General features: G+C 69.6%; 13 protein-coding genes and 1 pseudogene. 5 read left to right on the top strand and 9 right to left on the bottom strand.

The annotated features are described in order from the left end of the window. Nucleotides 1–67: 67 nt before the first annotated feature. The 5 genes and pseudogenes from hemE to I4U41_RS12745 all read right to left on the bottom strand — a co-directional run bounded on the left by hemE (nt 68) and on the right by I4U41_RS12745 (nt 4,176). Nucleotides 68–1,138 carry a uroporphyrinogen decarboxylase gene (gene hemE, locus I4U41_RS12765; RefSeq protein WP_206861463.1) on the bottom strand — a complete coding sequence of 357 codons (1,071 nt, stop codon included), beginning with the start codon at nt 1,136–1,138 and terminating at the stop codon, nt 68–70. A 120-nt stretch (nt 1,139–1,258) separates the two neighbouring features. After that, nucleotides 1,259–1,513, bottom strand: coding sequence for a WGR domain-containing protein (locus I4U41_RS12760; RefSeq protein WP_206861462.1), 255 nt, complete (start codon nt 1,511–1,513; stop codon nt 1,259–1,261). A gap of 96 nt (nt 1,514–1,609) precedes the next feature. Beyond that, nucleotides 1,610–2,722 (bottom strand): 3-dehydroquinate synthase, encoded by a 1,113-nt coding sequence (gene aroB / locus I4U41_RS12755; RefSeq protein WP_425492578.1) that lies wholly within the window; start codon nt 2,720–2,722, stop codon nt 1,610–1,612. Between the two features lie 101 nt (nt 2,723–2,823). Then, a pseudogene (locus I4U41_RS12750) lies at nt 2,824–3,348 on the bottom strand (shikimate kinase); the annotation flags it as partial. 9 nt (nt 3,349–3,357) lie between these two features. Further along, nucleotides 3,358–4,176, bottom strand: a complete 819-nt coding sequence (locus I4U41_RS12745; protein WP_206861459.1) for a kinase — start codon at nt 4,174–4,176, stop codon at nt 3,358–3,360. Between the two features lie 17 nt (nt 4,177–4,193). Here I4U41_RS12745 and pdxH point away from each other — a divergent pair, with 17 nt between their 5' ends. From pdxH to I4U41_RS12730, 3 genes are read left to right on the top strand one after another with little or no spacing between them, the layout of a single operon-like run. After that, the gene (pdxH, locus tag I4U41_RS12740) at nt 4,194–4,796 is read left to right on the top strand and encodes a pyridoxamine 5'-phosphate oxidase (RefSeq protein ID WP_206861458.1); all 603 of its coding nucleotides are present in this window, start codon (nt 4,194–4,196) and stop codon (nt 4,794–4,796) included. Nucleotides 4,797–4,825: 29 nt separating this feature from the next. Further along, a complete protein-coding gene (gene aac(6'), locus I4U41_RS12735; RefSeq protein ID WP_320415193.1) occupies nt 4,826–5,278 on the top strand; it encodes an aminoglycoside 6'-N-acetyltransferase in 453 nt (150 codons plus the stop codon). After that, the gene (locus tag I4U41_RS12730) at nt 5,275–6,072 is read left to right on the top strand and encodes a cobalamin-binding protein (protein ID WP_206861457.1); all 798 of its coding nucleotides are present in this window, start codon (nt 5,275–5,277) and stop codon (nt 6,070–6,072) included. Before aac(6') ends, I4U41_RS12730 begins: the two co-directional genes overlap by 4 nt. A gap of 217 nt (nt 6,073–6,289) precedes the next feature. On the opposite strand, the gene I4U41_RS12725 is transcribed toward I4U41_RS12730, so the two are convergent. The 3 genes from I4U41_RS12725 to I4U41_RS12715 are packed head-to-tail and all read right to left on the bottom strand — an operon-like array spanning nt 6,290 to nt 8,393. Beyond that, entirely contained in the window at nt 6,290–6,781 is a 492-nt protein-coding gene (locus I4U41_RS12725; protein ID WP_206861456.1) for a DUF4426 domain-containing protein, read from the bottom strand. 19 nt (nt 6,782–6,800) lie between these two features. Continuing rightward, on the bottom strand, nt 6,801–7,652 hold the full coding sequence (gene proC / locus I4U41_RS12720; protein WP_206861455.1) for a pyrroline-5-carboxylate reductase: 852 nt from the start codon (nt 7,650–7,652) through the stop codon (nt 6,801–6,803). A 45-nt stretch (nt 7,653–7,697) separates the two neighbouring features. Next, nucleotides 7,698–8,393 carry a YggS family pyridoxal phosphate-dependent enzyme gene (locus I4U41_RS12715; RefSeq protein WP_206861454.1) on the bottom strand — a complete coding sequence of 232 codons (696 nt, stop codon included), beginning with the start codon at nt 8,391–8,393 and terminating at the stop codon, nt 7,698–7,700. 111 nt (nt 8,394–8,504) lie between these two features. On the opposite strand from I4U41_RS12715, the gene I4U41_RS12710 reads away from it, so the two are divergent. Further along, a complete protein-coding gene (locus tag I4U41_RS12710; protein ID WP_206861453.1) occupies nt 8,505–9,542 on the top strand; it encodes a type IV pilus twitching motility protein PilT in 1,038 nt (345 codons plus the stop codon). A gap of 152 nt (nt 9,543–9,694) precedes the next feature. Next, nucleotides 9,695–10,870 (top strand): PilT/PilU family type 4a pilus ATPase, encoded by a 1,176-nt coding sequence (locus tag I4U41_RS12705; RefSeq protein ID WP_206861452.1) that lies wholly within the window; start codon nt 9,695–9,697, stop codon nt 10,868–10,870. Between the two features lie 69 nt (nt 10,871–10,939). On the opposite strand, the gene I4U41_RS12700 is transcribed toward I4U41_RS12705, so the two are convergent. After that, the gene (locus I4U41_RS12700) at nt 10,940–13,237 is read right to left on the bottom strand and encodes a hybrid sensor histidine kinase/response regulator (protein WP_206861451.1); all 2,298 of its coding nucleotides are present in this window, start codon (nt 13,235–13,237) and stop codon (nt 10,940–10,942) included. Nucleotides 13,238–13,379: the final 142 nt, after the last annotated feature.

The following is a 13,379-nucleotide window of genomic DNA, read 5'->3' as shown; positions in this document are numbered from 1 at the left end:
ACCCTCACCCCAACCCCTCTCCCGGTGGGAGAGGGGCTCAACGCGCCCAGTTCCTCAGGCAAGCGCGCTATCGCGCGCTCAACTCATGCACCGCCGCCACCAGCGCGGCGACGTGGTCCGGGCTCATGTCCGGCGACATGCCATGGCCGAGGTTGAACACGTGGCCCTCGCGCGAGCCACCGTTGCCCTGCGCGTAATCGTCGAGTGCGCGGCCGACCTCGCGGCGGATCGCCTCCGGCTGCGCGTACAGCGTCACCGGGTCGAGGTTGCCCTGCAGCGCGACCTTGCCGCCGGTGCGGCGGGCGGCGTCTCCCAGGCCGACCGTCCAATCGATGCCGACGCCTTCGGCGCCCGTGTCGGCGAGTTCTTCCAGGTACGCGCCATTGCCCTTGCCGAACAGGATCAGCGGGGCCTTCTCCGCGCCGCGCGGCAGCGCCTGCGCGATCTTCTTCAGGTAACGCAGCGAGAACTCGCGGTACATCGACGGCGACAGCACGCCGCCCCAGGTGTCGAACACCTGCAGTGCCTGCGCACCGGCCTGGCGCTGCGCGTCGAGATAGGCGATGACCGCGTCGCTCACCACGTCCAGCAGCTTGTGCATCGCCGCCGGGTCGTTGAGCGCCAGCGCCTTGACCTTCGAGAAATTCTCGCTGCCGCCGCCTTCGATCATGTAGCAGGCCAGCGTCCACGGGCTGCCGGAGAAGCCGATCAGCGGCACCGCGTTGTCGAGTTCGCGGCGGATCGTGCGCACTGCGTCGGTGACGTAGCGCAGGTCGCGATCCATGTCGGGCACGGCGAGCTTCGCGATGTCCTCGTGCGTGCGCACCGGGCGCTCGAACTTCGGGCCTTCGCCTTCGACGAAATACAGCCCAAGGCCCATCGCGTCGGGCACGGTGAGGATGTCGGAGAACAGGATCGCCGCGTCCAGCGGGAAACGGCGCAGCGGTTGCAGCGTGACCTCGCAGGCCAGTTCCGGATTCTTCGCCATGCCCAGGAAGCTGCCGGCGGCGGCGCGCGTGGCGCGGTATTCCGGCAGGTAGCGACCGGCCTGGCGCATCAGCCACACGGGCGTGCGGTCGACGGGCTCGCGCCGCAGGGCGCGCAGGAAACGGTCGTTCTTCGGAGGCGTTGCGGTCATCGTGGATCCTTGCGGCGCCGCGTCGGCGCGAGGGGCGTGATTATCGCGGCTCGCGCCGCGCGGCACCGGTGCATCGCCGTGCACCGGATCGTTCCGGCGGCCGGGTTGCCGGCCGCGCGGCTATCTGGGCGCGTCGACGCCCTGCACGAACATCAGCTGGAAACCGCGCTTGAGCTGCTGGTCGCGCGCGGCTTCCAGCGCGGCCATGGCGCTGGCCTGGTCGAGGAACTGCTCGCGCCGCAGCGTGCTGCGCCCGCCGATCTGGCCGCTTTCGCGCACCAGCGTCCACCCGCCGAGCAGGTCGGGTTGCAGCATCAGTTGCACGAAGCGGGGCGCTTCGCGGCCATCGGGCCGTTGTTGCAGGAGCAGTCGCATGGCCGGCATTGTACGAGCGCGTGGCGCCGGCCGTTGACGCGGCTTTGCCGCAGTGCCGGGGCGAACCGGACCAGATCCGGGCCCGCGCCGCCGGCCTCAGCGCTCGCGCAGCACGCCCAGCACCCGCGCGTCCGGCACGCCGGAGACCACCTTCGCCAGCCCCGCGCGTTCCCACAGCACGAAGCGCAGGCCGGCCGCGTCGGCCTTCTTGTCCAGGCGCATGCGGGCCAGCAGCGCCTCGGGATCGAGCCCGGCCGGCACCACCGTCGGCAACCCCAGGCGCTGCAGCAGCGCCTGCAGCCGGTGCGTGTCCGCCGACGGCGCGCGGCCCAGCGCCGCCGACAGCCGCGCCGCCAGCACCATCCCCACCGCCACCGCCTCGCCGTGGTTGAGCGCGTCGCTTCCCGCGCCCGAATACCCCTGTTCGGCCTCGATCGCATGCCCGAAGGTGTGGCCGAAGTTGAGCAGGGCACGCTCGCCGTGTTCGTAGGGGTCGCGCGAAACCACTTCGGCCTTGTAGCTGCACGAACGCGCGATCGCCTCCGACAGCGCCGCGTCGTCGCCGGACAGCAGCGCGTCGGCGTGGTGTTCGAGCCAGGTGAGGAATTCGGCCTCGAAGATCGCGCCGTACTTCACCACTTCGGCCAGGCCCGCGCGCAGCTCGCGCGGCGGCAGCGTGCGCAGCGTGGTCGTGTCGGCGACCACCGCGCGCGGCGGATGGAACGCACCGACCAGGTTCTTGCCCGCCGGCAGATCCACCGCGGTCTTGCCGCCGACGGAGGAATCGACCATCGCCAGCAGCGTGGTCGGCACCTGCACCACGTCGATGCCGCGCATCCAGCACGCGGCGGCGAAACCGGCCAGATCGCCCACCACGCCGCCGCCGAGCGCGATCACCGCCGCATCGCGCGTCGCGCCGAGCCCGGCCAGCGCATCCAGCGTTTCGCAGAAGCGGGCGAGGGTCTTTTCCTGCTCCCCCGGCGGGATCACGAAGGAGGCGATCGCCAGTTGCGGCCGTGCGGTGCGAAGCGTGGCTTCCACGCGTTCGGCATACAGCGGCGCGACATTGCCATCGCTGACCACCAGCGCATGCCGGCCGCGCAGCGCGTGCGCGAACAGCGCCGAGTCGCCGAGCAGCCCCGGTCCGATGGAAATGTCGTAGCGCGCCTCGCCATCGACCTTGACCGTGCGCATCGTGCTCATGGGAATTCCGGAGTGGGGGACGAGGGCGGGGCGTCGCTCCCGCCTTCGTCGTGGAGCCCGCCAGCGCATTGTCCCGCCGGCGTGGATGAAGCCCGCGTGTCGGGCGTGCGACACCAGCGCGCCTGGAGTTCGCGGGCGAGGACATCGGCCGCCGCGACGCTGTCGTGCGCATCGGTATCGAACACCAGGTCGGCCACCTCCGCGTACAGCGGCGCGCGGCGCTCGGAGAGTTCGCGCAGCACCTGCTCGCGATCGCCGCGTGCGAGCAGCGGCCGGCTGCGATCGCGCGCGAGCCGCGCGAGCTGCTGTTCCACGCTCACCATCAGGTGCACGACGAAGCCGCGTTCGCGCATGAGGCGGCGGTTGTCGGGATCGAGCACCGCGCCGCCACCGGTGGACAGCACGATGCCGTCGTCTTCCAGCAACGACGCCAGCACCGCGCGTTCGCGTGCACGGAAGCCGGCTTCCCCCTCGACCTCGAAGATGGTGTTGATGCGGGTGCCGGCGAGGCGCTCGATTTCGCGGTCCGCATCGACCAGGCGCAATCCGAGCCGTTCGGCCACGCGGCGTCCGACGCAGGTCTTGCCTGCGCCCATGGGGCCGACGAGGACGAGGTTCGGCGCGGGATTCATCCCGTGATTCTAAGGCGGTATGCCATCGACCGGACGCCGCTGCGCGTCCAGCCGCAATGTCAGGTCGGCGATGTCCGGCAGCGTGCGCAGCGCCTGCCGGCTCACGCGTTCGAACAACTGCACGAAGCGCGCCACGCGGGCCCGGTCCATGGCGTGCGGGCCGGCACGTCGGGCCTGCAGGGCGCGCTCCTGCTCCCAGCGCCATGCGGGCACGGTTTCGAAGCCGGGCGGCTGCAGGAACAGCAGGCGGTCGATGCGCGACCACAGCGCGGGATACTCGCGGGCCAATGCGTCGTTGCAGTAATGGCGCCAGCGGCCGTCGGCATCGTGCTCGCGTTCGATCGCGTTCAGCGGCTCGCGCAGCGCGGCCTCGTCCTGCGCCGGCGTGCACAGGAACCAGCCTTCGAACAGGGTGAGATCCACCGCGTCGACGCGATGCCAGCGCGACGGCGGCAGGCGCGTGTCGGCGAGCTTGTCGAAACGCGGAAGCGCCACCGGCGCGCCCTCGCGCAATGCATCCAGCGTCGCGCGACCCAGCGCCACGTCGTGCGTGCCGGGCGGACCGCGCGTGGCCAGCAGCGGATGAACCCGCCGCGCCAGGCGCTGGCGTTCGCGCCGGCCGAAGTAGACGTCGTCCACCGACACCACCGCCACGCGCAGGCCGCGCGAACGCGCCCGTGCCGCGACCTGCGCCGCCAGCGTCGATTTGCCGCAACCCTGCAGGCCGCAAATCCCGTACACGCGCACGCCCGGCGCGAGCGCATCGGCGAGCACGCGTTCGACCAGCGCGGCGTCGAATCCGGCGGCGGGGTGCACACGGGGCGGCATCGGCCCACAATAGCGCAATGGACACGCCCGACCTGCTCAAGCAAGCCCTCGCCACGTTCGATGCGCTGTTCGAAGAAGCGCTACGCGCCGGCGAGCCCGACCGCACCGCGATGACGCTCGCCACCGCCAGCCTCGACGCGCGACCGTCCGCGCGCACGGTGCTGCTCAAGGCGTTCGATGCGCGCGGCTTCGTCTTCTACACGCACCTGGACGGTCGCAAGGGTCGCGAACTGCAGGCCAATCCACACGCCGCGCTGCTGTTCCACTGGCCGCGCGTGCGCGACGGCGTGCAGGTGCGCATCGAAGGCCCGGTCGAGATCGTGGGCGACGAGGAAGCCGACGCGTACTTCGCCACGCGTCCGCGCGGCAGCCAGCTCGGCGCGTGGGCGTCGAAACAGTCCGAGACGCTGGAATCGCGCGGGCATTTCGAAGAGCGCCTGGCCCAGGCCGAGCGCGAATTCGAAGGCCGCGACGTCCCGCGCCCGCCGCGCTGGACCGGCCTGCGCGTGAAGCCGGACACGATCGAATTCTGGTACGGCGCGAACTTCCGCCTGCACGAACGCCAGGTCTACGAACGCGACGTCGCCGGCGACTGGCACCAGCGGATGCTGTTCCCGTGAGTGCATCGCCGCGCGGTCCGCGCTGGCGCGTGCGCCTGGCGACACCGGGCGATACCGAAGCGTGGGTCGCGATGCGCGTTCGCCTGTGGCCGGACGAGGATGCGGGTGCGCTGGCCGAAGTGCGCGCGTACTTCGATCCCGACTGGCGCGCGGCGGCGTTCCTCGCGTTCGACGGGGCCGATCGCGCGATCGGTTTCGCCGAGGCGACGATCCGCAGCGATTACGTCAATGGCACGCAGACCTCGCCGGTTGGCTTCCTCGAAGGGCTTTACGTGGTGGACGCCCATCGTCGCAGCGGCGTGGGCCGCGCGCTGGTGCAGGCCGTGGAGGACTGGACGCGTGCGCAGGGTTGCACGGAACTGGCGTCGGATGCGTTGATCGGCAACACCGCCAGCCACGCCGCGCATGCGTCGTACGGCTTCGAGGAGACCGAACGCGTGGTGTATTTCCGCAAACCCGTCGCGACGCCGGTGACGCCATGACGCACGGTCCGCGCCGCATCGTCTGCCTCACCGAGGAACCGACGGAAACGCTGTACGCGCTGGGCGAGCAGGACCGCATCGTCGGCATCAGCGGCTTCACCGTGCGCCCGGCGATCGCGCGCAGGGAGAAGCCGAAGGTCAGCGCGTTCACCAGCGCGAAGATCGGCGAGATCCTGAAACTGCAGCCGGATTTCGTGGTCGGGTTTTCCGACATCCAGGCGGAGATCGCGGGCGAGCTGATCCGCCACGGCGTCGAGGTGTGGATCAGCAACCACCGCAGCGTGGACGGCATCCTCGACTACGTCCGCCGCCTTGGCGCGCTGGTCGGCGCGGCCGATCGCGCGAACGCGTATGCGGATGATCTGGCGCGCGGGCTGGACGACATCGCGCGCGAAGCCGCCGCGTTGCCGCAACGGCCGAAGGTGTATTTCGAGGAATGGGACGAGCCGCTGATCAGCGGGATCCGGTGGGTGTCCGAACTCGTGGGCATCGCCGGCGGCGACGACATCTTTCCGGAGCGGGCCGCCGAATCGCTGGCGAAGCAGCGCATCCTCGAAGATCCGTCCGAAGTGGTGCGGCGCGCGCCGGACATCGTGCTGGGCTCGTGGTGCGGGAAGAAGTTCCGCCCCGAGAAGGTCGCGGCGCGAGCTGGCTGGAATGCCATTCCCGCGGTGCGCGATGGCGAGCTGCACGAGATCAAGTCGCCGATGATCCTGCAGCCGGGACCTGCGGCGCTGACGGACGGGGTCCGGGAGATTGCGAAGGTGATACGGGCGTGGGCGGGGCGGCGGTGAGGTGTTGCGCCGTTCGCCGGGACGGTCTTCTTTGGAAGAGAGTTGCTTCTGTAGCCCGGGTAAGCGAAGCGCACCCGGGTTGGAGGAGCGACCGCGGTCCCGGGTGCGCTTTGCTTACCCGGGCTACAAAACTACAAAGGCCACAAACGACAGCATGAAGTGCGCGCTACGGCTTGGCTTTTGTCTTCGCCAAGACGCACGCAAGCGCGCGCTCACCTCACCGCGGATAAAAATCCCGGCTGAACTGCATCTGCGACGTCGCGCCGCCTTCGCGGACGATCTGCACATCGAAGCGCAGCGTGTCCGGCGGGGCGATGTCTGCGATGCCGACGTAATCGAGCAACGGCTGGCCCGAGGCCGGGTCCGCGCTGCGCAGTTCGCGCATTTCGATCGGACGCGTCCGGCCGCGCAGGTCGGTCGCGGTGGCGACGATGCGCGCCGGCAGCGCGGTTTCCTGCGCGCCTTCGCCCTGGCGTACGCCGATCAGCAACATCACCGTGTCGTCGGTGCGCGCGATGCCGTACTGGCGTGCGACCTGCTCGCCCAACGCGTTCGTCGGAACGGCGCTCGCGCGGATGGTGACGTCGCCGATGCGGCTCACCGCTTCCTGCGAGGCGGAGGCACGGGACGATGGCGCGGGCGGCGCGTTTCCGCCACAGGCGGTGAGCGCGGCGGTGCACAGCAGGCAGATCGCGAAGGCGTGGCGCATGTTCGCTCCGGTCAGGGGATCAGTCGTTCGCGGCGGACAACTGGCGACCGCGTTGCGTTGCAGCGGCGATCGCCCGATCCACCAGTTCGCGGAAGCCGCCGGCTTCGAAGGTTTCGATCGCCGCCTGCGTGGTGCCGCCGGGCGAGGTCACGCGCGCGCGCAGCACGTCGGCGGGTTCGTCCTGCCTGACCAGCATCGTCGCCGCACCGAGCAGCGTCTGCCGCACCAGCGCACGCGCCGCATCCGGCGACAGGCCCTGCGCGACGCCGGCGGCCTGCATCGCCTCGGCGAGCAGGAACACGTACGCCGGGCCGCTGCCGGACACCGCCGTGACCGCGTCCATCGTGGATTCGTCGTCGATCCACACGGCGGGGCCGACCGCTTCGAGCAGCGCCGTCGCGTTCGCGCGCTGCGCGTCGTCGGTGCGCGCGTTCGCGAACAGGCCGGTGATGCCGACGCCGAGCAGCGCGGGCGTGTTCGGCATCGCGCGCACGATCGCCATGCCGCCGCCGAGCCAGCGATCGAGCTGGCCGGTGGTGATGCCCGCGGCGATGGACACCACCAGCGGACGGCGTTTCTGCGCGAGCTCGGCGAGCGCGGTGCAGACCTCGCGCATCACCTGCGGCTTGACCGCGAGCACCCAGACGTCGGCGCCGTCGGCGGCCGCAACGGCGTGCCCGGCGCACGTCACGCCGAAGTCGCGCTGCAGGGCATCGCGCAGCGACGCCACGGGTTCCGCGACGCGGATCGCCTGCGGTGCCTGGCCGCGCGCGACCAGTCCGCCGATCAGGCTGCGGGCCATGTTGCCGCCGCCGATGAAGGCGACCTGGTCGGGACTCGGAACTTTGGACTCGGGACTCGGATGTGCCATCGGAATGCTGCAGGTAAGAAACAGCCGGAAAGATAACAAAGCGCGTCAGTTCGCCTTTTCCGGGTCCCGCCTGGGCCGCGCCCCGAACAACGCCGTCCCGATCCGCACCATCGTCGCCCCCTCGGCGATGGCGACCGCGAAGTCGTCGCTCATCCCCATCGACAGCGTGTCGACGGACGGATGCCCCGCACGCAGCGCATCGAACAGGGCGTGCGTGCGGCGGAAGGCGTCGCGGCGCTGTTCGGGGTCGGGATGCGGGGTGGGGATCACCATCAGCCCGCGCAGGCACAGTCGCGGCTGCGCGGCGATGGCCCGCGCCAACGCCGGCACGTCGTCGGGCTGGCAGCCGTGCTTGCTGGCCTCGTCGTCGATGTTCACCTGGATCAGCACGTTCAGCGGCGTCCGGTCGTCGGAGCGGTGCCGCGCCAGCGCCTCGACCAGCCTGGGGCGGTCCACGGTCTGCACCCAGTCGAACAGCGCCGCCGCCTCCTTTGCCTTGTTGGACTGGAGATGGCCGATGAGGTGCCATTCCAGCCCGCGGTCGGCGAGCGCGGCAGCCTTGCCCATGGCCTCCTGGACGTAGTTCTCGCCGAAGGCCCGCTGTCCGGCGTCGGCCAATTCCGCGACGGCCGTCGCATCCTGGGTCTTGCTGACTGCGAGCAGGCGCGGCTGCGGCCGGCCGGCCGCGGTCGCGGCGTTCTGGAGCTGGAGCAGGATGTCCGCAAGGGCGCGTGCGCGCACGTCTCAATTCCTGGAAAAGGTGCTTGGTTTGGGGCGAGGAGTGGGGGCTATACTGCCCTCCAGGGGTCCTTCCGTTCCACAGTTTCACTCCGGCAGTGCAGGGGAGCACGCATGGATATCGCCGAACTTCTGGCGTTCTCGGTCAAGAACAAAGCATCCGACCTGCACCTGTCCGCCGGCCTTCCGCCGATGATCCGCGTGGACGGCGACGTGCGGCGCATCAACATCCCGGCGCTGGACCACAAGCAGGTCCACGCGCTGGTGTACGACATCATGTCGGACAAGCAGCGCCGCGATTACGAGGAATTCCTCGAGGTCGACTTCTCGTTCGAGATCCCGGGCCTGGCGCGCTTCCGCGTCAACGCGTTCAACCAGAACCGCGGCGCCGGTGCGGTGTTCCGTACGATTCCGTCCGAAGTGCTCACGCTGGACGACCTGGGCTGCCCGCCGATCTTCCGCGAACTGATCGACCAGCCGCAGGGCCTGATCCTGGTGACCGGCCCGACCGGTTCGGGCAAGTCGACCACGCTGGCGGCGATGCTCGACCACATCAACAAGAGCGAATACGGCCACATCCTCTCGGTCGAGGATCCGATCGAATTCGTGCACACCTCGCAGAAGTGCCTGATCAACCAGCGCGAGGTGCACCGCGACACGCACGGCTTCAACGAGGCGCTGCGTTCGGCGCTGCGTGAAGACCCGGACTACATCCTCGTCGGCGAATTGCGCGACCTGGAAACCATCCGCCTGGCGCTGACCGCCGCGGAAACCGGCCACCTGGTGTTCGGCACGCTGCACACCTCGTCGGCGGCCAAGACCATCGACCGCATCATCGACGTGTTCCCCGCCGGCGAGAAGCCGATGGTGCGCTCGATGCTGTCCGAATCGCTGCGCGCGGTGATCTCGCAGGCGCTGCTGAAGAAGGTCGGGGGCGGTCGCACCGCGGCGTGGGAAATCATGGTCGGCATCCCGGCCATCCGTAACCTGATCCGCGAGGACAAGGTCGCGCAGATGTACTCGGCGATCCAGACCGGCCAGAGCTACGGAATGATGACGCTCGACCAGCACCTGCAGGACCTCGTCAAGCGCGGCCTGATCCTGCGTCCGCAGGCGAAGGAATACGCCAAGGACAAGCGGTTGTTCGAGTGACATCCGGGACCCGGGACCGGGGCTCGATGGATGCACTTGGGGATTAGTCAGTATCAGCTGTTTGCGGGAAGCGGTGAGGGATGTTCGGGGTTGGGCGATGGTTCGCCGCGTCCCGAGTCCCAAATCCCGAGTCCTGCCCAAAGGGGACACACATGAGCACCAGCACTCCAGGCGCCACGCCCGCCGTCAACGCCGCCACCGGCGCCATCGACTTCACTTCGTTCCTGAAGCTGATGGCGCACCAGAAGGCGTCGGACCTGTTCATCACCGCGGGCATGCCGCCGTCGATGAAGGTGCACGGCAAGATCGCGCCGATCACCCAGAACCCGCTGACGCCGCAGCAGTCGCGCGACATGGTGCTCAACGTGATGAGCCCGCAGCAGCGCGAGGAATTCGAGAAGACGCACGAGTGCAACTTCGCCATCGGCGTCGCCGGCGTCGGCCGCTTCCGCGTGAGCTGCTTCTACCAGCGCAACCAGGTCGGCATGGTGCTGCGTCGCATCGAGACCAAGATCCCGACGGTGGAAGAGCTGAACCTGCCGCCGGTGATCAAGACACTGGCGATGACCAAGCGCGGCATCATCATCTTCGTCGGCGCGACCGGCACCGGTAAATCGACCTCGCTGGCGGCGATGATCGGCTACCGCAACCTCAATTCGACCGGCCACATCATCACCATCGAGGACCCGATCGAATTCGTGCACAAGCACGAGGGCTGCATCATCACGCAGCGCGAGGTCGGCATCGACACCGACAGCTGGGAAGCGGCGCTGAAGAACACGCTGCGCCAGGCGCCGGACGTGATCATGATCGGCGAGGTGCGCACGCGCGAAGGCATGGACCACGCCATCGCCTTCGCCGAAACCGGCCACCTGGTGCTGTGCACGCTGCACGCGAACAACGCCAACCAGGCGATGGACCGCATCATCAACTTCTTCCCGGAAGACCGCCGCCAGCAGTTGCTGATGGACTTGTCCTTGAACCTCAAGGGCGTGGTCGCGCAGCAGCTGATCCCCACGCCCGACGGCAAGGGCCGTCGCGTGGCGATGGAAATCCTGCTGGGCACGCCGCTGGTGCAGGACTACATCCGCGACGGCGAGATCCACAAGCTCAAGGAAGTGATGAAGGACTCCGTGCAGCTGGGCATGAAGACCTTCGACCAGAGCCTGTTCGAGCTGTACCAGGCCGGCGAGATCTCCTACGAGGACGCGCTGCGCTACGCCGACTCGCAGAACGAAGTGCGCCTGCGCATCAAGCTGGCGCAGGGCGGCGACGCGAAGACGCTCGCGGCCGGGCTGGACGGCGTGGAGCTGGCGCAGGTGCGGTGATCGCCGCGCCACCGCGCTGCATGCAGGAAAGCCCCGCGGAAGCGGGGCTTTCTGTTTCCAGCGGTGCGATCAGACCTTCGCTGTCGCGCCCGCCGCAGCAAGCGACACCTCCTGCAACCACCGCACCAGCTCCGGAATGTCCACCGGCTTGATGAAGTGCCGGTCGAAGCCCGCGGCGAGCGCGCGCTCCACATCGTCCGGCTGTCCGTAGCCGCTCACCGCGGCCAGCAGCACGGCGTGGCCATCGGGGTCCGCGCGCACGCGGCGTGCGACCTCGAAACCGTCGATGTCGGGCAGGCCCAGGTCGAGCAGCACGATGTCCGGCTTCCACGCGCGGATCAGCTCCAGCGCGCGGACGCCGTTGCTCGCGGTGCGCACCTGCGCGCCGTGGATCTCCAGCAGCGCGGCCATCGAATCCACGCAGTCCTCGCGGTCGTCGACGACCAGCACGCGGTGCGCGGCCAGCGGGTTCGCGCGCTGTGGTTCGCGGCTCGCGTCCACGTGCGCATACGGAACCTGGGCCAGCGGCAGGCGCACGGTGAATTCCGAGCCGCGCCCCGTTCCTTCGCTGAAGGCCCGCACCGTGCCGCCGTGCAGTTCGACCAGCTGCTTGACGATGGTCAGGCCGATGCCGAGCCCGCCCTGCGAGCGCGCCAGCCCGCGCTCGGCCTGCGCGAACAGATCGAACACGCGCCCGGTCACTTCCGGCGACATGCCGATGCCGTCGTCGCTCACGCGCAGTTCCGCCGCGCCGTCGTGCGCCTGGATCGTCACGCCGATGCGACCGCCCGGATCGGTGTACTTCACCGCGTTGCAGACCAGGTTCACCACGATCTGCTCGATGCGTCCCGGATCGCCGATCACGCGCACGGGCAGCTCCGGCGCGGCGAACTCCAGGCGGTGGCCCTTGCCGGCGATCATCGGCTGCAGGCTCGACAGCGCGTTGCGCGCGATGGCCTGCAGTTCGCAGGGCTCGCGCCGCAGCGTGACCAGGCCGCGCGTGATGCGCGAGACGTCGAGCAGGTCGTCGACCAGCTCGGTCAGCAACGCGACCTGCCGGTCGATCAGCGCCGAACACCGCGCGGTGGCGACCGAATCGGGATGGTTGAGCAGCAGGTAGCTGGCGTTGCGGATCGCCGCGATCGGGTTGCGCAGCTCGTGCGCGAGCATTGCGAGGAACTCGTCCTTGCGCCGCCCGGCGTCGCGCAGCGCCGCTTCGCTTTCGCGCAAGGCCGCGGCGGTGCGGCGGCGCGCGGTGGCTTCGATGTCGCGCGAGATGATGATCGCGGCGGTCTGGGTGAGCCGCGCGGCCAGGTCGATGTGGCGCGGCGTCGCTTCGTGCGGCTGCGGCCAGTACAGCGCGAAGGTGCCGACGAACGAACCGGCCGAGGTGTGGATCGGGAAGCTCCAGCAGGCGCGATAGCCGAAACGCTCGGCGAGCCACAGCCAGGGCTGCCAGCGCGGATCCTCGCGTACGTCGCTGGTAAGCACGGCCTCGCCGGTGGCGGTGGCAAGCCCACACGTGAGCGATTCGGGCCCGATGAGGAAGCCGTTCACCGCCTGCGCGTAGGTCTCGTCCATGCCGACGACGTGGTTCAGCTGCTTTCCGTCCACATCGGACAGGTAGAACGCCGCGCGCACGCCGTCGTCGAGCTGCTGCGTCGCGGTGCGCGCAAGCACGCCGAGCGAGACCTCCAGCGGCGCGCCGTCCATCGCCGCCTGCATCGCTTCCTTCTGTCCGGCGAGCCAGGCCTCGCGTTCGCGCAGCGCGGCGTCGACCTGGTTGCGTTCGATCAGCTCCGCGGCCTGGCGCACGAGGATGTCGAACAGCCGCAGCTGGTCGGCCGTGGGCGCGTACGTGCGGCGCCAGTGCGTGGAGAGCATGCCGAGCAGGCGGCCGTGGCGCGTGATCAGCGGCGAGCTCTGCACGGCGAGCATGCCGGTGTCCAGATACACGGCCAGGTCATCCTGCGGGATGAGCGCGTCGCGTACGAGATCCGACGAGATCACGCGCTCGCCCCTGCGCAACGCGAGCCCGCAGATGCAGTTCGAATCGGCGTCGACGACGGCCCAGTGGTGCTGCGCGTGCGGCGTGAATCCGTGCGCGGCGATCAGGCGCAACTGCGGACCGCGACCGCCGGCTTCGAGCACCTGCAGGCTGCCGAAGTCCGAACGCATGATCGCGACCGCCGCGTTCACCAGCTTCTGGTAGAGCGCACTTTCGTCTTCCGCGCCGACCAGTTCCTCGCTGAGCTGGTGCAGCAGGATCATGCCTGCGAGTTGCGACTGCGTCGCCGCTGCCTCGTCCTCGCCCGGCGGCGGTGCAGTGCGGTCTGGGGCGGCCTGAGGCCCGGATGGTGTCGTCATCGCGTTCGCCCTCGGTATGCGGCGAACATACACCGTGCGTGCGGCGATGGCGCGCCACGCAGGCGATTTTTCCAAGGTGGCATGCAACGTGCGATGCCGTCGCTTCACGACGGCGTCACCTGGTTACGACGTTGCTTTTCGG

It is taken from the genome of Lysobacter changpingensis, from assembly GCF_017308985.1.
In the GTDB taxonomy this organism is placed as follows: domain Bacteria; phylum Pseudomonadota; class Gammaproteobacteria; order Xanthomonadales; family Xanthomonadaceae; genus Lysobacter_J; species Lysobacter_J changpingensis.
Note: the sequence above shows the minus strand (reverse complement) of the source record. Positions and strands in the feature narration are given on the sequence as shown.